The organism is Citrobacter sp. SX206 (genome assembly GCF_024181025.1).
Taxonomy (GTDB): domain Bacteria; phylum Pseudomonadota; class Gammaproteobacteria; order Enterobacterales; family Enterobacteriaceae; genus Citrobacter; species Citrobacter youngae.
On record NZ_CP049738.1, the window covers coordinates 2,915,755 to 2,935,831 of the forward strand.

The 20,077-nt window shown below is 52.1% G+C and carries 19 protein-coding genes; 4 read left to right on the forward strand and 15 right to left on the reverse strand.

Translation table 11 applies throughout. The annotated features are described in order from the left end of the window. Window positions 1-161: 161 nt before the first annotated feature. Window positions 162-4,124, forward strand: coding sequence for a trifunctional transcriptional regulator/proline dehydrogenase/L-glutamate gamma-semialdehyde dehydrogenase (gene putA / locus G8S19_RS14335; RefSeq protein ID WP_253685426.1), 3,963 nt, complete (start codon window positions 162-164; stop codon window positions 4,122-4,124). A gap of 58 nt (window positions 4,125-4,182) precedes the next feature. Beyond that, the gene (locus tag G8S19_RS14340; RefSeq protein WP_124021570.1) at window positions 4,183-4,578 is read left to right on the forward strand and encodes a lysozyme inhibitor LprI family protein; all 396 of its coding nucleotides are present in this window, start codon (window positions 4,183-4,185) and stop codon (window positions 4,576-4,578) included. Here G8S19_RS14340 and rutR read toward each other — a convergent pair. From rutR to G8S19_RS14355, 3 genes are all read right to left on the reverse strand, one after another. Continuing rightward, window positions 4,575-5,213 carry an HTH-type transcriptional regulator RutR gene (gene rutR / locus G8S19_RS14345; RefSeq protein ID WP_048212080.1) on the reverse strand — a complete coding sequence of 213 codons (639 nt, stop codon included), beginning with the start codon at window positions 5,211-5,213 and terminating at the stop codon, window positions 4,575-4,577. The two genes, G8S19_RS14340 and rutR, sit on opposite strands and share 4 nt — an antisense overlap. Window positions 5,214-5,271: 58 nt before the next feature. Beyond that, window positions 5,272-6,186, reverse strand: coding sequence for a DMT family transporter (locus G8S19_RS14350; RefSeq protein ID WP_124021569.1), 915 nt, complete (start codon window positions 6,184-6,186; stop codon window positions 5,272-5,274). 162 nt (window positions 6,187-6,348) lie between these two features. After that, window positions 6,349-6,522, reverse strand: coding sequence for a general stress protein (locus tag G8S19_RS14355; protein WP_003036022.1), 174 nt, complete (start codon window positions 6,520-6,522; stop codon window positions 6,349-6,351). Window positions 6,523-6,907: 385 nt separating this feature from the next. Between G8S19_RS14355 and wrbA the strand changes: the two genes are divergently transcribed. Together wrbA and G8S19_RS14365 are read left to right on the forward strand one after the other, a co-directional pair. Then, a complete protein-coding gene (gene wrbA / locus G8S19_RS14360; RefSeq protein WP_003832057.1) occupies window positions 6,908-7,504 on the forward strand; it encodes an NAD(P)H:quinone oxidoreductase in 597 nt (198 codons plus the stop codon). A gap of 20 nt (window positions 7,505-7,524) precedes the next feature. Continuing rightward, window positions 7,525-7,752, forward strand: a complete 228-nt coding sequence (locus G8S19_RS14365; protein WP_061067654.1) for a YccJ family protein — start codon at window positions 7,525-7,527, stop codon at window positions 7,750-7,752. 38 nt (window positions 7,753-7,790) lie between these two features. Here the strand turns inward: G8S19_RS14365 and agp are convergent, their stop codons facing one another. From agp to nqrC, 12 genes are all read right to left on the reverse strand, one after another. Then, complete coding sequence (agp, locus tag G8S19_RS14370; RefSeq protein ID WP_101741505.1) at window positions 7,791-9,032, reverse strand: bifunctional glucose-1-phosphatase/inositol phosphatase; 1,242 nt, start codon at window positions 9,030-9,032, stop codon at window positions 7,791-7,793. Window positions 9,033-9,120: 88 nt separating this feature from the next. Beyond that, complete coding sequence (locus G8S19_RS14375) at window positions 9,121-9,828, reverse strand: helix-turn-helix transcriptional regulator (protein WP_048212084.1); 708 nt, start codon at window positions 9,826-9,828, stop codon at window positions 9,121-9,123. Between the two features lie 69 nt (window positions 9,829-9,897). Beyond that, window positions 9,898-10,653 carry a sulfite exporter TauE/SafE family protein gene (locus tag G8S19_RS14380; protein WP_101741507.1) on the reverse strand — a complete coding sequence of 252 codons (756 nt, stop codon included), beginning with the start codon at window positions 10,651-10,653 and terminating at the stop codon, window positions 9,898-9,900. A gap of 86 nt (window positions 10,654-10,739) precedes the next feature. Continuing rightward, complete coding sequence (locus G8S19_RS14385) at window positions 10,740-11,228, reverse strand: hypothetical protein (RefSeq protein ID WP_061067652.1); 489 nt, start codon at window positions 11,226-11,228, stop codon at window positions 10,740-10,742. A gap of 24 nt (window positions 11,229-11,252) precedes the next feature. Further along, window positions 11,253-11,738, reverse strand: coding sequence for a TlpA disulfide reductase family protein (locus tag G8S19_RS14390; protein WP_253685428.1), 486 nt, complete (start codon window positions 11,736-11,738; stop codon window positions 11,253-11,255). Then, window positions 11,725-12,420 carry an ABC transporter ATP-binding protein gene (locus G8S19_RS14395; RefSeq protein WP_048212087.1) on the reverse strand — a complete coding sequence of 232 codons (696 nt, stop codon included), beginning with the start codon at window positions 12,418-12,420 and terminating at the stop codon, window positions 11,725-11,727. The genes G8S19_RS14390 and G8S19_RS14395 overlap by 14 nt, the downstream gene beginning before the upstream one ends. Before the next feature lie 4 nt (window positions 12,421-12,424). After that, entirely contained in the window at window positions 12,425-13,555 is a 1,131-nt protein-coding gene (locus tag G8S19_RS14400) for an ABC transporter permease (protein ID WP_061067650.1), read from the reverse strand. Next, window positions 13,545-14,828, reverse strand: coding sequence for an ABC transporter permease (locus tag G8S19_RS14405; protein WP_124021564.1), 1,284 nt, complete (start codon window positions 14,826-14,828; stop codon window positions 13,545-13,547). The genes G8S19_RS14400 and G8S19_RS14405 overlap by 11 nt, the downstream gene beginning before the upstream one ends. Window positions 14,829-14,832: 4 nt before the next feature. Continuing rightward, on the reverse strand, window positions 14,833-16,212 hold the full coding sequence (locus G8S19_RS14410; protein ID WP_061067648.1) for a Fe-S-containing protein: 1,380 nt from the start codon (window positions 16,210-16,212) through the stop codon (window positions 14,833-14,835). A 200-nt stretch (window positions 16,213-16,412) separates the two neighbouring features. Continuing rightward, window positions 16,413-16,940 carry an iron transporter gene (locus G8S19_RS14415; RefSeq protein WP_003035987.1) on the reverse strand — a complete coding sequence of 176 codons (528 nt, stop codon included), beginning with the start codon at window positions 16,938-16,940 and terminating at the stop codon, window positions 16,413-16,415. A gap of 29 nt (window positions 16,941-16,969) precedes the next feature. Next, window positions 16,970-18,919 (reverse strand): FTR1 family protein, encoded by a 1,950-nt coding sequence (locus tag G8S19_RS14420; protein ID WP_253685430.1) that lies wholly within the window; start codon window positions 18,917-18,919, stop codon window positions 16,970-16,972. Between the two features lie 272 nt (window positions 18,920-19,191). Further along, on the reverse strand, window positions 19,192-19,944 hold the full coding sequence (gene nqrC / locus G8S19_RS14425; RefSeq protein ID WP_124021563.1) for an NADH:ubiquinone reductase (Na(+)-transporting) subunit C: 753 nt from the start codon (window positions 19,942-19,944) through the stop codon (window positions 19,192-19,194). Between the last annotated feature and the right edge of the window lie 133 nt (window positions 19,945-20,077).

The following is a 20,077-nucleotide window of genomic DNA, read 5'->3' on the forward strand; positions in this document are numbered from 1 at the left end:
TTTTTACAGCCCACATCATAAAACTCACATTTATTAACATTTCATTCATTTCCAAGCTTGCAAACCAAGTCACATTTAACACGGTTGCACAAAGTTGCAACATAGTGGATATTTCTCGGTAACTATCAGACCCGTATTTCAGTACAACAGGAGTAAACGGCATGGGAACCACCACGATGGGGGTTAAACTGGACGACGCTACGCGCGAGCGGATTAAAACAGCAGCATCACGAATCGATCGCACGCCGCATTGGCTGATCAAACAAGCCATCTTTAATTATCTCGAAAGACTGGAAAATGATGATGCGCTTCCGGAGCTGCCTGCTCTGCTGGCGGGTGCGGCAAATGAGAGCGAGGAATCCACTGCGCAACAAAATGAAGCGCACCAGCCTTTCCTTGAATTTGCAGAGCAGATCCTGCCGCAGTCTGTTTCCCGCGCAGCAATCACCGCCGCGTACCGCCGCGCCGAAACCGACGCAGTGCCGATGCTGATGGAGCAGGCTCGTCTGCCGCAACCCATCGCAGAGCAGGCCCATAAACTGGCCTATCAGTTGGCAGACAAACTGCGTAACCAGAAGACCGCCAGCGGCCGCGCCGGGATGGTACAAGGTTTATTGCAGGAGTTCTCCCTTTCTTCACAGGAAGGCGTCGCGCTGATGTGTCTGGCGGAAGCCTTGCTGCGTATTCCTGATAAGGCAACCCGCGATGCGTTAATCCGCGACAAGATCAGCAACGGCAACTGGCAGTCGCACATTGGACGCAGCCCGTCACTTTTCGTCAACGCGGCGACCTGGGGGCTGTTGTTTACCGGTCGTCTGGTTTCTACGCATAATGAAGCCAGCCTTTCACGCTCACTCAACCGTATTATCGGCAAGAGCGGTGAACCACTGGTGCGTAAAGGCGTCGACATGGCAATGCGCTTGATGGGCGAGCAGTTTGTCACCGGAGAAACCATTGCAGAAGCACTGGCTAACGCACGTAAGCTGGAAGAAAAAGGCTTCCGCTACTCCTATGACATGCTGGGTGAAGCCGCACTGACCGCCGCCGATGCCCAGGCTTATATGGTGTCGTACCAACAGGCGATCCACGCCATTGGCAAAGCCTCAAACGGGCGCGGTATCTATGAAGGGCCTGGCATTTCTATCAAGCTGTCGGCGCTGCACCCGCGTTACAGCCGCGCGCAGTATGACCGCGTGATGGATGAGCTTTATCCGCGCCTGAAGTCGCTGACCCTGCTGGCACGCCAGTATGACATCGGTATCAATATTGACGCCGAAGAAGCTGACCGACTGGAGATCTCCCTCGATCTGCTGGAAAAACTGTGCTTTGAACCTGAGCTGGCGGGCTGGAACGGTATCGGTTTTGTTATCCAGGCCTACCAGAAGCGCTGCCCGTATGTTATCGACTACCTGATTGACCTCGCCACGCGCAGCCGCCGTCGCCTGATGATCCGCCTGGTTAAGGGCGCCTACTGGGATAGCGAAATCAAACGTGCGCAAATGGACGGTCTGGAAGGTTATCCGGTCTATACCCGTAAGGTGTACACCGACGTTTCCTATCTGGCCTGTGCGAAAAAACTGCTTGCTGTACCGAATCTGATCTACCCACAGTTCGCCACCCACAACGCGCATACGCTGGCGGCCATTTATCAGTTAGCGGGTCAAAACTACTATCCAGGTCAGTATGAGTTCCAGTGTCTGCATGGTATGGGTGAACCGCTGTATGAACAGGTCACCGGTAAAGTCGCTGATGGCAAGCTGAACCGTCCATGCCGCATTTATGCGCCGGTCGGCACGCACGAAACGCTGCTGGCGTACCTGGTGCGTCGTCTGCTGGAAAACGGCGCCAACACCTCATTCGTCAACCGTATTGCAGACACCACCCTGCCGCTGGACGAACTGGTTGCCGATCCAGTCGAAGCTGTTGAAAAACTGGCACAGCAGGAAGGTCAGGCCGGGCTGCCGCATCCGAAGATTGCCCTGCCGCATGACCTGTACGGTAAAGGCCGGGAAAACTCAGGCGGACTGGATTTAGCTAACGAACATCGTCTGGCCTCGCTGTCCTCTGCCCTGCTCAATAGCGCGCTGCAAAAATGGCACGCTAAGCCAATACTCGAACATCCGGTTGCTGACGGTGAAATGACGCCCGTCGTCAACCCGGCCGAACCGAAAGACATTGTCGGTTACGTGCGTGAAGCGACTCACAGCGAGGTGGAACAGGCATTACAGAACGCGGTAAATAACGCGCCGATCTGGTTCGCCACACCGCCACAAGAGCGCGCCGCTATTTTGCATCGCGCCGCCGTGCTGATGGAAGGTCAGATGCAGCAGTTGATTGGCATCCTGGTGCGAGAAGCGGGTAAAACCTTCAGCAACGCCATTGCGGAAGTACGCGAAGCGGTCGACTTCCTGCACTATTATGCCGGCCAGGTGCGCGATGACTTCGATAATGAAACCCATCGTCCGTTAGGCCCGGTGGTCTGTATCAGCCCCTGGAACTTCCCGCTGGCTATATTCACCGGACAGATTGCCGCCGCGCTGGCGGCGGGCAACAGCGTGCTGGCGAAACCTGCGGAACAAACCCCGCTGATTGCCGCCCAGGGTATTGCCATTTTACTCGAAGCGGGTGTACCGCCGGGCGTGGTGCAACTGTTGCCTGGTCAGGGTGAAACGGTCGGGGCGCAGCTCACTTCCGATGAGCGCGTTCGCGGCGTCATGTTTACCGGCTCCACGGAAGTCGCCACGCTGTTACAACGCAATATCGCGACTCGTCTCGATGCGCAGGGGCGTCCAATCCCGCTTATCGCCGAAACCGGTGGGATGAACGCAATGATTGTCGACTCCTCCGCATTGACGGAACAAGTCGTGGTCGACGTTCTGGCCTCTGCCTTTGACAGTGCCGGACAACGCTGCTCGGCACTGCGCGTCCTGTGTCTGCAGGATGATATTGCCGACCATACGCTGAAAATGCTGCGCGGCGCGATGTCGGAATGCCGCATGGGCAACCCGGGCCGCCTGACTACCGATATCGGGCCGGTTATCGATGAAGAAGCCAAAGCCAATATTGAGCGCCATATTCAGGCCATGCGCGCCAAAGGGCGTCCGGTGTTCCAGGCCGTGCGCGAAAATAGCGACGATGCGCGGGAATGGCAAACCGGTACCTTTATCGCCCCGACGCTTATTGAGCTGGAAAGCTTCGATGAATTACAAAAAGAGGTGTTTGGTCCGGTACTGCACGTCGTGCGTTACACCCGTAACAATCTGGGCAGCCTGATTGAGCAAATTAATGCCTCCGGCTACGGTCTGACGCTGGGCGTACACACCCGTATCGATGAAACCATCGCCCAGGTCACGGGCTCGGCACATGTGGGGAACCTGTATGTTAACCGCAATATGGTCGGCGCCGTCGTCGGAGTGCAGCCATTCGGTGGCGAAGGCTTGTCAGGCACCGGACCAAAAGCGGGTGGACCGCTGTATCTGTACCGCCTGCTGGCTAACCGTCCGGAAAATGCGTTAGGCATTACGCTTACGCGTCAGGATGCAGACTACCCTGTCGATGCACAGCTTAAATCAGCGCTGATTCAACCGCTGGAAGCGCTCACCGCATGGGCAATCGATCGCCCGTCGCTGCATGCGCTCTGTCAGCAGTTTGGCGAACTCGCACAGGCCGGAACGCAACGCCTGCTGCCAGGACCCACCGGCGAGCGCAATACCTGGACGCTGTTGCCGCGCGAACGCGTGCTGTGTATCGCCGATGATGAGCAGGATGCACTGGTACAGGTTGCCGCGGTGGCTTCCGTAGGTAGCTTAATCCTGTGGCCTGATGATGCATTCCATCGCGACCTGGCAAAACGTCTGCCAACTGCGGTTTCCGGGCGTATTCAGTTTGCCAAAGCGGACAACATCAGCTCGCAGCCGTTTGATGCCGTTATTTTCCACGGCGATTCCGATCAGCTTCGCGCATTGTGCGAATCTGTGGCAGCCCGCGAAGGGGCGATTGTCTCGGTCCAGGGCTTTGCCCGTGGCGAAAGCAATATTCTGCTGGAGAGGCTGTACATTGAACGCTCCCTGAGCGTCAATACTGCCGCTGCCGGGGGGAACGCCAGCCTGATGACAATCGGCTAAGGTTGTGGTTAATTAAGGCTCCGGCAACGGAGCCTTTTTTATGAAGCCAGAGGGAAGCATGAAACGAATTGTACTGACCTGTGCCGCACTGCTGCTAAGCAGTCACGCACTGGCGGATGACTGCGCCAACGCAAACAACCAAATTGAAATGAATGCCTGCGCCGCTGAGCAGTATAAGACGGCCGACGCAAAGCTAAATGATACTTATCAGAATGCACTGAAGCGCGCCGCCCCCACCCAACGTGATTTACTGAAAAAAGCACAGGTCGCATGGATTACCCTGCGCGATGCAGACTGCGCATTGATCAGTTCAGGCACGGAAGGCGGCAGCATACAGTCGATGATCACCAGCCAGTGTTTAACGGACAAAACCAACGAGCGCGAAGCGTTTCTCGCCTCGCTCTTACAGTGCGAAGAAGGTGATTTAAGCTGTCCGTTACCGCCGGCAGGTTAACGCACGCGGATCCCTTCAATAATCATCCGCTGTACGCTCTCAACGGTTTGGTTAAAAAAGGCTTCATCACGCAGCGTTGCGCCCGTCACTGCCTCTACCTGTGGGGCAAAATCGGCGTAATGCTGGGTTGAAGCCCAAATCATAAAAATCAGATGATGCGGATCGACCGGCGCCAGCTTCCCGCTTTTAATCCACCCAGCAATCAGCGCAGATTTCTCATCAATCAGCGTTTTGAGATCGCCAGTTAACTCAGCCATCAACAACGGCGCGCCTGCCAGCATTTCCATACAAAATAGTCGCGATGCCTGCGGATAATCGCGGGACACTTCCAGTTTGAGTCGGATGTACTCTTTAATCGCCGCCAGTGGCGCAAAGTCCTCGCGAAAGGCCTTCAGCGGTGCCAGCCAGATATCGAGGATCTGGCGTAATACGGCAATATAGAGCACTTCTTTAGAAGGGTAGTAATAAAGCAGATTCGTTTTAGACACCCCCGCCAGTTCCGCAATCTGCTCCAGACGCGTGCCATGAATGCCATACTGGGAAAAGACATTTAATGCCGCGGTTAAGATAGCCTGGCGTTTTGCACTCACGGCCTGCGAGCGTTTACCTGTTTTTTTCTCTGCGCCTTGAGCCATGCACCCTCTCCTTGTTCTGAGGGCGCCAGCATAACAAATCGCACACTGAAACGTTAAATTAAAGCGACTCGGGCGGAGCCTCCTGCTGGACGGCTTTCTTCTTTTTGAACTTCAGCTCGCTGACCAGCACACCAACAATAATGAATGCCGCACCAAGCAATGCAAGTAGCGGTAAGCGTTCACCCGCCAGACGGCCAAAGATCCCCGCCCATACAGGCTCACCGGTATAAATAACCGTCGCGCGCGTCGGCGAAACGCTACGCTGCGCCCAGTTCATGGTGACCTGGATAATCGCACTGAAAATCCCCAGCCCCAACGCCACAACCAGCAATCCGGTAGACATTGGCGGTACGGTCTCTCCGGCTGGTCCCATCGCAATAAACGCCACTATCGAAGCAGTTGCCAGTTGCACTACCGTTACCCGCCGTACATCCACTTTTCCCGCCCACGCGCTAATCAGGATAATTTCCGCCGCAATCGCCACCGCACCGGCGAGCGTGATCCACTCTCCTTCGCCCAAAGCCAGCAAATTGCCTCCTGGCCCGGCGAGAAAAATCAACCCGATAAAAGCCAGCACAATACCGACACACGGCATCAGTCCGGGCATACGTCCCAGACACAGCCATTGTAAAAGCGGTACCAGTGGCACGTACATCGCAGTAATAAACGCCGATTTACTGCTGGGAATAAACTGTAGTCCCCAGGTTTGCAGACTATAGCCCAGCGCAATGGCGATACCGATTGCCACGCCTGCTTTGAATTCCAGCCACGTTAGCTTATGCAATGTGCGTAACGACAAAAGCGCGACCGCCAGCGCGGCGGTGGCAAAACGCACGCCGACAAAGAAAAAGGGACCGCTCAGCGTGACAGCATATTGCACAGCCAAAAACGTTCCGCCCCAGAACATGGTGATCACAATAAGGATCGCCTCCTGGGGTTTAACAGAGAAGGAATAACGAGAAAGTAATGACATGAGACACCCGATTATCTGAATGTCATTAGTCTGCGTTGCGTTTTGTTACAGTTCAACCTTGCAGACAAAAAAAACCGCCGGAACGACCCGGCGGCGGCGGCGACGTAACGTCTGTCTCTGAACACTCAGCCGTCACGATATCTCTAACAGACAGCCCGACAATTACGATTTGTTATTGCCGTGACTATTCTTGCCCCCTTTTTTTCCTGCTTCTGAAGCGCGTTGCGGGTCATTCTTGAAGTTGCCCCCGCTGTGCTGGCCACCTTTTCGACCTGCTTCTGATGCTCTTTCGCGGTCTTCCGCAAAGTTGCCGGAACCGCCCCGATGGTTTGCCATTACTGACCTCCGTCATTGATTAGCCATCATATTGCATAGGTACTGAGGAGTGATACCTCACGCAGCGCAAGGGCCGTGCCCTGATTTTTACTGCGTGGGATTAAGCATAGTGAAGAGTAACCGGATAACCGGCGAACTGTAATATTCTGCAACAGGAATGGCCGCCAGATGTTAATAATCGCGGCATGAAATCAATAAGTCTTTCTTATGGCTACCAAATTCCGCTCGGTTAAAAATGTATCATTTTGCAACAAAAACAGTTGTTATAAAAATTGTTATAAATCAAAGAAGTGATTGTGAAATTTGCACTCCTGGCCGTACGTCATATCTTTAAAGGGAGGTAGCGAATCGCTACGGACACAGTTAACTCGAGGAGTAGTGTAAAATGGCAAAAGTTCTGGTGCTTTATTATTCCATGTACGGACACATTGAAACTATGGCCCATGCAGTCGCAGAAGGCGCAAATAAGGTAGATGGCGCGGAAGTGATTATTAAGCGCGTACCAGAGACCATGCAGCCTGAGATTTTCCTCAAGGCTGGCGGCAAAACCCAAAACGCACCAGTCGCCACCCCGCAAGAACTGGCTGATTACGACGCCATTATTTTTGGTACCCCGACACGCTTTGGCAATATGTCCGGCCAGATGCGCACCTTCCTCGACCAGACTGGCGGACTGTGGGCTTCTGGCGGCCTTTACGGCAAACTCGCCAGCGTATTCAGCTCAACAGGCACTGGCGGCGGTCAGGAACAAACCATTACATCAACCTGGACAACACTTGCCCACCACGGGATGGTGATTGTACCCATCGGTTATGCGGCGCAAGAACTGTTTGATGTCTCGCAAGTTCGTGGAGGCACACCTTACGGCGCAACGACCATCGCCGGAGGCGACGGCTCTCGTCAGCCAAGTCAGGAAGAGTTATCTATCGCCCGCTATCAGGGTGAATATGTCGCGGGTCTGGCAGTAAAACTCAACGGCTAATCTTCAACAGGAGGATTCGAATGCCAACTCAAGAAGCGAAAGCTCATCACGTTGGTGAATGGGCAAGTCTGCGCAATACATCGCCGGAAATAGCCGAAGCCATTTTTGAAGTCGCGAATTATGACGAAAAACTGGCGGAAAAAATTTGGGAAGAAGGTAGCGACGAGGTACTCATCAAAGCCTTTGAAAAAACAGACAAAGATTCGCTCTTTTGGGGTGAACAGACTATCGAACGTAAAAACGTCTAGCGCTCAGACTCCCCCGCGAACACGGGGGAGTTTTTCTTTTACTTCGCCGCCTCATTCAGCACGCTGTCGAACTTATCTATCGGGCAAAAACCATCCGCATCTATCGGACATCCTTTCAGCTCAAGCGTTACGCGCTGCGCCGGGGATTTCAGCGTCAGAACGTCTGCATTACGCAACTGCTGCGAGCTCTGATACACATACTCGATTTTCATCAGATCACGATTTGCGTTGCTGTCATGCCAGCGCTGGAAGACAATCTTCCCGCCAATCGGCGTACGCTCGTTCTGATCGTGAAGCTGGTAGGGTTTGAAATCCAGCGCGGTAAGCAGCGAAGCAATGTTTGAGTCATGTCCCACCAGCACAGTTATTTTCGGTGCTTTCGCGCGTTCAGTAACCAGCGCATTATCAATATATTTCACCAACGGTTTGGCGACGTTCTGCGCCACTTCCGGGGAGGTGAACAGACTGTCCTGATAGCCGTTTTTCAGCTTCGACAGCACCTTCCACTGCTGATCCGATTTAATCTCGCCCCAGGCAACCTTGTCCATCGGGAAGCCTTCGTAATATTGCAAGGTGAAGGCATCAACCAGCGAATTCCCCACCTTCAGCGGCCCCGACACGCCTGGCTCCTGCTGATACTTAGCACTGAATGTGTCTTTGGCATCGGTCAGAGAACACTGCTGTTTTTCTTTACAGGATGGAGAGTCTTTGTAGTCGGTCATTTGCTCAAGCAGTTGGTAACTGTCGTCGAGCTGCATTTTACTACGCTCTTTCTCCATCGCCTGAACGGCCTGCTGACTAAATGCCGCAGAATCATCGGTGATCACCGGGTTAAAGGTGGGATCCATGGTGCCCATTTTTTCCTGATGATGGACCGGAACATCGCAACCAGGGAAAGCACCGGTGACAAAAAACTGCGCCGTAGCAACAGTGCGCTGCAGGCTGTTAGCATAGGTATAAACCGTATCCGGTGCCGGACATTCGCCCGATTTCACCATCCCCTGCTCTGCCAGCCACTCTCGCATATAGTGACCCATATAGATTTCCAGCACACCGCCTTTGGTGGTGAGTTGTCCGCCGGGGACATCCCATTCTGGCCATTGTTTGGGGGTGGACTGCTCAAGAACGCTGCCGTTATTGGCTAAAGGTGCGCGTAAGTTATGCCGACTCATCATCAATACTTGTTGAAGCTGATAGCCTTCCGGCGCGGTCTGCGCCTGCGCGGCGGTGGACAGTAATACAGCCCCTGCCACAGCGGCGGCGATTAACGATTTATTCATCCCTACGACCTCTTGTTGTTATCAATCACCACAGAGTGTGACAGATATATGACATTTTTCCGGGAACGCTTTCGCAAAAATGGGGCATCTACCGTGTCGTTTGGATGCCAAACTCCGTCTGAAGTTTGCGCACACCAAGTGGGGTAAAGGTAACGTGGCGGCTGCCTGTCTGCGTTTTTATCCATTGCTTTTCAATCAACCAGCGCAGCAGCGATGCGCCAAGCACGCCGCCGGGATGATAACGTCGTTCGCTCCAGTCCAGACAACCACAGGTTAATTTCCGCCGGGATGAGCCAGCAGTGAGGACAATCCCCATCAGCGCCAGCTTTTCCTGTCCAAGTAACGTCAGCGTTTCGCCATCCGGCGTTAACCACTGGCGGGAAACCAGCGTATCGAACAGCCTTACCGCCACCTCTCCAGCCAGATGATCGTAGCAAGTTCGGGCATGCCGCAAGCTTAGCGGCGTAGTAATTTTTCGTGGTACGGATGTGCTCCACGCCACGCCCATCAGGCGCTCCAGCAGTTCGGCGATATCGGGACTCGCAAGGCGAAAATAACGATGCCTGCCCTGCGCAAGCGCCACAACAAAGCGTTGTTCGCACAGACGCGCCAGATGCGCGCTGGCGGTCGACGCAGACACATCCGCCACAGCGCTAAGTTCGGTTGCAGTCCAGGCGCGCCCATCCATCAGGGCGCACAGCATACGCGAGCGCGACTTATCGGCCATTGCCGCCGCAGTAAGCGCCATTCTCGACTCCAGATCGTCCTCTTCTTCATTTAACACCACTGATGCCATAACGCCCCCTTTGACCCTAAATAGCTGAATGAACGATGCCATGAGAGCGCCCTAAAGTCACTGCACAGGTCACGCCGCTCGCAGCATCATCTCTACGCCAAGCCCGATCAGACAAAACAGAAAACAGCGTTTAAACACGAGCGGAGAAATAACTCTTCGCACACGGGTTCCTATCCACTGGCCAATAAGTGCAGGAACAATGGCCAAAGCCGACAAACTTAGGGATTGTACGGGCAGCGCGTTGTGCCACCACAAGCCCAGTGCTAACGCCAGTGTCGAAAACGTAAAAGAGATCCCAAGCGCCTGTACCAGTTCATCCTTTTCAAAGCCCAAAGACTGGATCCATGGCACGGCGGGCATGACAAATACCCCCGTTCCCCCCGTCAATAAACCGGTCACGAATCCAATGACAAGGGAAAAGGGTTTTTCACGCTGCGGATCCACGGTAATTTTCTTTCCCGCCAGCGTCCAGATAGCATAAGCAACCAGTGCCATACCCAGCGCAAACTGGGTCCGGGTTGTGTCGCCCCCGGTGATCCAGACACTTGCAAGCAAAGTGGCAATCACCACCGCCAGCAGCATAGGCCACAATCGTTGCAGCAATCGGCCAGTGTTACCACCACCGCCAAACTGAAACAGATTGCTAATTAGAGAGGGTAACAGCAACATCGCCGCCGCTGCGACCGGAGAAATAAGCGATCCGAGGATCCCCATCGCCACCGTGGGCAAACCCATACCGGTGACACCTTTCACCATCCCGGCGAGGACAAACGTGACGGTAATCATCATCACCAGGGAGGGTTCAAATGCGTATACATTGGCCATTCTTTATTTTCCCACAAAAAAAGATAAGCCAGGTTAAACGCAACTATGAATACTTGCTTCGTCGGGTGACGAAATATGCCATCCAATTATTCGCAGATAATCACTTCGCTGCGGATATTACGTGCACAATATAAGGTTCCGTCTGTCAGATACAATTGATGAAAGCACGTGTTATCTGGGATGTTGTGTAAAAGGGAACGCTCAGTATCAATGAACTCTCGTTGTATCCGATAATGAACCGCATCATCAGTTTCAAAGGAAACATATTCCCGTTTGGTATATGGTTTACTTTTTAATTTCACATATACAATGTATTGCACCGTACTGAATGTCAGTCCAGTTTTTGCAGCAATCTCTTTCAGATTTAGTGGTTCAGAAGACGTATAGAGAGTTTGTACCTGCTCAATACGTTTTTGATTGTAGGCGGATACCCGCAGGCTGAGTTTCAGTCGATACGCCATATTGCGCACAACCGTAATATTAGTGCGAAGCATCCCCGCAATCTGCTCCGTCGTGAGAACGCCTGCGTTTTCACGCAGGACGGCCAGACTCTCTTTATTCCACCTGAATGCCATATAGTGTTTCTCTTTGTATCGCGTTCATCGGGCGGCCAGTCGCGCAAACGTTGCATCTAACTCAGGCGGTTTCCGCATCCCCTGGTGTAATTCCAGTACACGACCGTCCCTGTCAATTAACACAGAGGTTGGCGTGCCGATGACCTGATAGCGCTCCTGGGAAATCTTAAGCTGATCGCGGAGTACCGGGTAAGAAACCTGATGTTTCGCCAGTAAGTTATCTATGTTAACCGTCGCCGGATCGGTATTCACGGCCACGACCACAACGTTATCGCCCCACTTTTTACTTAGCGCTTCCAGCGCGTCCATTTCGGCAAGACAGCCACCGCATCCCGCCGACCAAAAGTTTAGATAAACAGCCTTTCCACGCCAGCGTTCAAGCCCTGCTTCTCCCCCCTGCAGGTCGAATGTTGCCAGCGCCGGGGCTTGCCGCCCAACCACCAACTTCTCTTCTTTACATCCACTAATCAGAACCAAAATGGAGAAAGTTAATATGTTAATCCAGCGCATGTTGATTCGCCTCCTCACCCTGATATTTGCCATGCTGCAAACGGATAATGCGATCGGCAAATAACCCCAGCGCCGGATTATGCGTCACCATCACAATCGTGCGCCCCTGCCGATGCAGGTCAGTGAGTAGATCCAACACCCGCTGTTCATTCTCTTCGTCAAGGTTACCCGTAGGTTCATCGGCAAAAATCACCGGCGGCTCATTGACCAGCGCCCGGGCAATGCACACCCGTTGCTGCTCTCCCCCAGAAAGTTGACTCGGCAGGTGCGTCACTCGATGCCCAAGACCGACTTGTTCCAGAACCTTCCTGGCCGCCGCTTCATCTACCACGCTATGGTAGTGTTGCGCCAGCATGATATTCTCCAGCGCGGTTAAAAACGGGATCAGATGAAACTGCTGGAATACCAACCCTATTTTCTCAGCGCGAAAACGGCGACGCCCCTCTTCATCCAGTGCGGCAGCATCAATCCCATCTAAAAACACCTGACCTTCTGTCGCGGTGTCCAGGCAGGTCAGAATATTCATCAGTGTCGTTTTACCCGAACCAGAAGCGCCCATAATCGCGACAAACTCCCCCTGCACTATTTGCAGGTTAATGTCATCTAAGGCGGTAACATCGCCGAACCGTTTATATAAATGGCGGGTTTCAATCGCCATTGACGGGGTCTGCACAACGGACATTGCGTTACTCTCCTTTCAACACTTTTGCGGGTTCGACGCTAACCGCGCGACGGACCGGAACAATCGCCGCCAGAATGGCGACCAGTAAAGATAATGTCAGGGTGATGGGCAGCACTGGCCAGCGTAGCGCTATTGCGGCATTGAATACGGTCAGTCCCAGTAGTTGGGCCAACATGTACCCTAAGATCCACCCACAAACCACTGCAGCCAGCGCGATAATGCAGGTTTCAAGGAGAATTTGCCGGACAATATCACCGTTGCTGGCCCCCAACGCTTTTTGCAGCGCAAATTCCCTGGCCCGCTCACCCACAATGGCCATCAACGTGGTATTCACGCACAAAGATGACAGCGCAAGGATCACAACCGATACCAGCCCCATTAACCCTTTTATTTTATCCAGTACCTGTCCTTCTGATGCGGAGACTTTCCGTATAGGACGGATCTCCAGATCCGGGTATTGAGCCTGCAATCGGCTGGCATAGTTTTCCACCTGACCGACATCGTTACTGACACTCAGCAGCCCATGGCTGATTTTATCGGGCTGATGCAACCACGCCTGCGCCACATCAAGACTCACAATTAGCATGTTATCTGTCGCATCACCGGCTTCAACAATGCCTTTTATCTGTAAGTTTTTGCGCTGATTGTGATCCACCAGGATGATGTTATCGCCCGGTTGGACGTTAAGACGCTCAGCCAATTTGACGCCAATCATCGCATTGCGATCGTCAAAGCTAACACCAATCCAACTCCCCTGAACCTGCCAGTACGGCACCAGCTTTTGCAAGGATTCAAACCACACGCCGACAATCACCACCTTCTCCAGCTCGGTACGCGCCATACCGTAAAGCCAAGGACTGGCTCCGTGAACCAGGCCTTGCGGTGCCTGATCTAAAATAGTCTGCAACGCTTGCTGCGGCATGCTGGAGCCATGGCCTGGCCCGATGTAGAAATTTGCGCCAAAGGTCCGCAATTCTTCACTCATTTTGGTATTGATGTCGAACCACACCGCAGATAGCGCGGTCACAATGGTCGCCCCGACCATCAATGCGGCAAATACTACGCTAACTCGCTGAAAACGCAGACGCAGCGCCCGCCATACCAGCAACCAGAGCATGGTACGTTTAGCGGCCATACAGCACCTCCACAGGATACAGGCGGGCAATACGGCGGGCCGGGAACCAGGTGCCAATCAGGGCAATCAGGACCGCAATAACCAATACACATGGCACCACAATCCAGGCAAAATTCAATGGCGCATCAAATAGCATCAGGCCAATCGCTTTCGCCATTCCCCATCCAGCAACACATCCCAATGCCCCACCGGCCAGTCCACTGGACGCGGCTTCAAGATAGAACAACAGCATGATTTGCCACTGATGCGCGCCAAGCGCCTTCATCAGGCCGATCTCTTTAGCGCGCTCCATAATGGTGCTGGTCATCAGTGACGCGATTCCCATAGCCGAAGCTGCCAGTGCTGCGACGGTCACGACGGCCATCAGCAACTGAATTTTATCGATTACAACCCCCTCAGATGCAGCAACCTGCCACACAGGGCGAACTTCTGCACCGGAAATAGCCTCCTCCAGTTGATGAGCAATGGACGAGACATAGGCCGTGCAGTACCAAAGGTCGTACTCTTCAGCATTCAGTGCATCGAGATTTTCACGCGCCCGACGCGACAACTCATTTTCCGGCACCGTCAGCGCCGAGACACGAATGGCCTGCACTTTGCCGGGTAAACCCAGCAACGTTTGCGCCGAGCTCAACGGCATAACCAGTTGGTTATCCTCATCCCCGCCGCTGGAGAGGATGCCGCTGACGGTCACATTCAACGTTGTATTGCTGGTACGGATCACCAGTTGATCGCCTGGCTTCCAGCCCGTTTGTCGCGCCAACGCATGCCCTACCAGTGTTTGAGGAGCATCACCAGCAGGCTCTTGCGGCCAATGGCCTGTCACTTGCCAGAACGGGCTTACCGTTTTTTGCCCCGTCTCAAACCCTTCTTCATCTGGAATATCTACCGGTTGGCTGAAGAAGGTGCCGAGAATACGTACTTCTTTGCCGTTAACGTCGACATCACCGCCAAGTATAGGGGCAAAGCCGACAATGTTGTTGCGCCAGAAGATATCCTTAATGTTGGGGAGTTCCGCTTCATCAAGGAAATCCTGTCCTGATAGTGGATTACTGTTTTCACTGAAAAGTGCAGGCAGCGCCGCCTGTCCGGCAGGTTCAATCAAAATATTGGCACCATAGGACTTCAATTCTCTGGACATTTTATCGCCAATATCAATCGACACCGCCAGCAGGGCGGAGATAAGGCTGGACGCAAGAAAGACAGTCATAATAGCCAGCCCCTTGCGTCGGAGATTACGCCCCCAGGATTGTCGTAACATTCGCCACAGCATTTTGTTACTCCTCCCTCAATTCAGCAGGGACGAACTGTTCCGGAGTTTTACGGAAGCGATCGTAATTGGCCTCGGACGAGAAAAACCAGGTTTTGCCACCATAGCTGTATTTGTAGTCAGCAGAAGTATTGGTCAATGTGGAACCATCAACCGGGTCGGTCACCTTGATGGTCATGACCGTCGAGAAGTAATTCACGCCAGCAGCCAGCTCTTTACCTGGGATCACCAGCTCTTTCTCATCATTACGCCAGTTTTCAATCGGTACCGGATTGCAACCACCAGGTTTACCAATCGAAGGAATGAAAATGTGTACCCCGCATGCCACGCAGATAACCTGATTACCTTCCATCACGTAACCCTGATCGCCACACAGTAGACAGGCATCAAAAACCACCCCCAAACGCAACTTGTCGGGATAGCGGTTAATCACGAAAAAACGTACCGCTTTACCATCATCGGCCACCCAAACAAAGCGGTGCAGCTTGCCATCACGGAGTCGTTCTATTGGCAGATGAACCATGCCATCACTGGCAAGTTGTACCGGAATGGCTTCTGACAACTGCGGCGGTTGAGAGGCGACTTTTTCCCACCACAGTTGCCCGGCGATCACCACCACCGCACAACCTAACGTGACCAGCCAAAGACGAAATGCATTTCGACGATGCGCCAGCGCCAGTCGATAAGCAATCGGCTCATCGGCTTTACGCGTCTGGCGGATCGCGCGTAACAACGCCGGTACCCAGCACAGTGCCAGAGCAAGTAATAAGGCGGCCCCCAACCAGTTATACATCGCCGCGTTGTTTGTCACTTTGGCCACGAAACTCAATAGCGATTTCGCCAGCGGTAGCACCTGCAGTTTCATTAACAGCAGCAACAAATTACCGCTTAATGGCAGCCAAATCATGACCATCAGAATCAGCGTCAACGGCCAGTAGAGTCCACGAATACGACGCAACAGCATAGCGCTCAGTACCCCCGCCAGGCAGAGGATCGCAAATGCCAATAGCATTGCCGTCAGATTCAACAGCAGATCGGTATTTAGCACATGGGTGCTGGTTAATCCGCCGAGATTGGGATCCAAAGCCCAATGTCGGGCTGCGCCAAACACCAAAATCCCTTGCCACAGGTAGCGAATGCGCTTTGATACCCACCAGAAGCTCAATACAAACAGCAGCGTAATCATCACTTCTGTGCCAACCAGCAACAATTGCACTGGCTGCGAGCCGCGGAGGGTAAGTCCCACCAGCACGCCAAGGATTAAGCCTGTGAATAAGGTCCAGACGAGTGGGCGCAATGAAGGGGGATCGATGCGACTCCAGAGAACCCCGGAGAGCAGCGCAATGCAGAAAAAAACCTGTAGCGTCGTGACAAAAAAATAACTCATAACATCGACTCTGTACGGCGGATTGAATGATGTAACTATCCAGGTACATCGATAATTTAGAGCCTGCCCATCAGGGGGATAAGTTCGCGGTCAGTTAAGACATGAGCAGCGCAAAACAAATCGTGGGTACACTTCGTACGTAAGATTGTGAGCACTGCCCGGTCCAAAATGGCAAATCAAGCAGCCTGATGGAAAAGCGCTTAGTTCAGGCCGACGTATTTAAATTCATAACTCACATCAAATGGTTTCCACCAGCGACCAACGCCGGTCTCACTGTCTGTATGACGGTGCATACCTGCTTTTGACGGCGGTTCGATGTGATAGGTCACTTTATAGTTACCCACCCCCATCATTTTGATGTTCGCACCGTAATGAGGGCCATCGCTGGCAACCATCGGCATGAACGTACCTTCTTGTTTTTCACCCGTATCACTGTTAATCAAGGTGTAACTGATAGTCAGATAAGGGATCCATTCGCCTGCGCCAAAACCATTTTTACTGCCTTCCACGGCATGAATATCCGCCTCAAGGTGAATATCGGCTTTTGCTGCCGGTAATCCCATGCCACGCGGTTCCATATCGATTGGCTGCAGGTACACAGCGGCCAGTTCCATCTCATTCATGGTGACAGGCTCGCCTGCCGGATACTCCTTAAAGGCAAACGCTGCCGGAGCAGTGAAAATACCGGCCATCACTGCACTGGCAATCAGGGTTTTCTTCATGGTCATCAGACATATCCTCTCGTCTCAAATAACAGCTATAGATTAGTTTTTATCGTTTCCCCAGGAACAGTGCTTTTCCGCCGCATCACCCACAGCGCCACCAGCGCCGCAAGTAGCAATATGGCCTGCGGTAATAACGTTTCCACGTAGGGATAAATTCCCAACCAACTGATTTCAGGGAAGCCGTTAATCAACGTTGGCTGGAACAGCTTACCTTCCACCAGTTCCAGAACCCCTTTGCCCGCAAATACAAAGGCCATCAGGTACATAAAACTGCCGGTAAACATAAAGAACGGCTTCAAAGGCAGGCGTACAACCGAGTAGCGCATGATGAGCCAGGCGACCAGCAGAACAACACAGCCGATAACAAAACCTGCCGCAATCGCCATATGCCCAGAAATATCATTCGCATCCCCGATCAGGGCGTAGTAAAACAGCACGGTCTCCGCCCCTTCGCGGTAAACCGCCAGGAAGCTGGTAAGCCACAGTCCAACCAGTGAACCACGGGAAAGTGAGTGGGACAGTTTCCCTTCCAGCCATGCTTTCCAGTGGCGAGCCTCGACTTTAGACAGTAACCAGTAGCTCATGAAGAACAGCATGACGACGGCAATCAGCATCGTTACGCCTTCCAGCAGTTCTCGGCTGGCGCCGGAATTCGTGAACAGGAGTTGGAATATCACAGCGGTAATAACGCTTGCGATTAACGCGACAATCACCGACTGGCGAATTAACGGAAGCTTATCCTGGTGATTGTTTTTCACCATATAAGCCACGATGGCCGCCACAATAAGCAGGGCCTCCAGTCCTTCGCGCACGATAATCATCAGGCTGTAGAGCAGCAGGCTCCACTGGGTTTCTTCTCCTTCCCCCAACATCACCACTGCTTTTTGTAAATCCTGCTCCAGTGCGCTGGCTTCAGCGTTGAGTCTTTCCACTGGCTGACCCGCTTTCATCAGACTAACCAGACGCGTGAAGTAAGCCTCCAGCGAGGTTTTAAATGCCGAATCGCGAGAACCGATTTTATTTTCCATACCGCTAGCTTCAAAGCGGTCAAAATAACTGTCTTGCACATCCAGAATGGCATTCTTCGCATCGCCCTCCTGGTAACGGGCAATCGCTTTCTGAATACTTTGATGGATACCCAACGAGACGGCAGCCCAGTCTGCGCGGGCTATATCATCCTGTGCCGTGGGCGTATTCCCCGTGTTTTGCACCGCCGTGACCTGCTGTTCGTCACGGGTAGTAGGCAGACCAGGCAGAAGATCCTCAATATCCTGTAACAACGTCGTGACCTGATAAGAGACATCATTAAGGCGATCCGGCTCTGCGGTGAGCGCAATCAACGCAGAAAATTGCTGGTTAATCGCAGCAGCGTCTTTTGCCGATCGATTCTGTCTGACCGACATTTCCATCTCTGAGTTTTTAAAACCCTGATAGTGCGCTTGTTGAACGTTCTGGCTGGCTACGCTTAAATTCCCGACCTGATAGTTATTTACTGCCTGAGCCAACAAATCGTCGATAACGCGAAAACTTTCTTGCCAGTGTACGGCGATATCTGTCCTGGAAAACGCATTGTGCTGCTCTTCGGCAACCAGGCGATGTCCGCCATCTAACACAGGTTCAACTTCGCGCAGCGAGGCTTTGAGCCAGTCGATTTTAGACTGCACGTCAGAGAGCGATTTTTTTTCGCCAATCATGCGACGAATCTCACCAAAAGCGCTTTCCATCTCATAGCTTTTGCTGGCGGAAATGTTGATTCGAATAGGACCTTCAAGGTTTTCAAATACCTCAAAGTAAGCCATTTGCACCGTTCGCCGCGCTTCATCAGTTTGTTGCTGAGAGTAAAGTTCTGCTGTTTTATCAAGACGTTGTTCAATATCCTCAATTAACGGAGCATAGTTTGTTGCGGCCCATACATGAAGGCTTACAAGCAAGCTACACAAAGTGGTCAGCAGGAAAACACAGAACTTACGCACGGTACGCATCCCGTAAAATACAAATGATAATTATTATCATTATCGATTTTGGCTTGCGTTGTACATGACCTGGATCATAAAAATGTCAATAGGTAACAAGTTATGTAAATTTATCTCATGAAAATGTGATGAATACGAAATTGAGACATTCGGGATTTATTAATGATGCCGTCAATACAGGAGAATTTATCGGTGATATGGAATTGAGTTGCCCCATACTCACTGACGCAAATGAGGCCGGCAATGAGTATGAAGATAAACGTTATTTAAAACAAAAGCGATCAGGGAACTATTATATCAGGACCACGAGTAATCCGTTGTAAAAAACGGCCGTAACCCTGTTCGCCTGTCCAGTAGTTGATGCTTCTCTCAACCCCATTCGATGTCAGGGTCGCACCAGAAATACCATCTACTGTATATTCATCGATATTCTGTGGTTTCTCCTGAGTTATTCTTAGTGCTGGCATCCTGTTATTATCAACTACTTTTTTACCCGGCCATTGCTTGCGCCAACTCTCATCTTCCACTCTGGCTCCCAAAAAAGGAGTTTCCCGCTGCTGATAGTAATACAGGTTTTTAACCGTACGTCCGTCTGGGTCAAGAGCCAGAAAGGCATACATCATTGACTTCGCGCCCTTACCGAAAACAGGGAGTATAATTTGTTGAATTTTATTGCTTTTATCTTTTACCAGATATACATCTGCAATCGTACAGCGCTGATGGATCTTCGCGGGATCATGTTCCGGAGCAAGTTTTTTACATCCCTGCGTCTGGACGTCATCAGCGACCCATTCACCGGAATCCAGATTAACCTTACGCGCTAAAATATAACGTTGATACAAATTGTTAATTGTTTTTTTATCCTGCGCATCTGATTTCAACAGGCCTGAAGCATGCAGAATGGCGGCATGTTTCTCTTCACCGGTAGGTTCAGCGAGTTCCCCCTGATACATCATAAACCAGACAATAGCAGCAATAAAAATAAGGATACAAAAAAACATCATTGATATAACAATAACTTTACCCTTGCGCATTATTCTTTAATCCCTGCGAGAAATAAGATATTTAAAACACCATCAGATATGCCATTACCTTTGTGGATTTGCAACTACAGAAAAAATCAAAAATATATAACTATTAGTATATAATTTCAGGATCCAATATCAG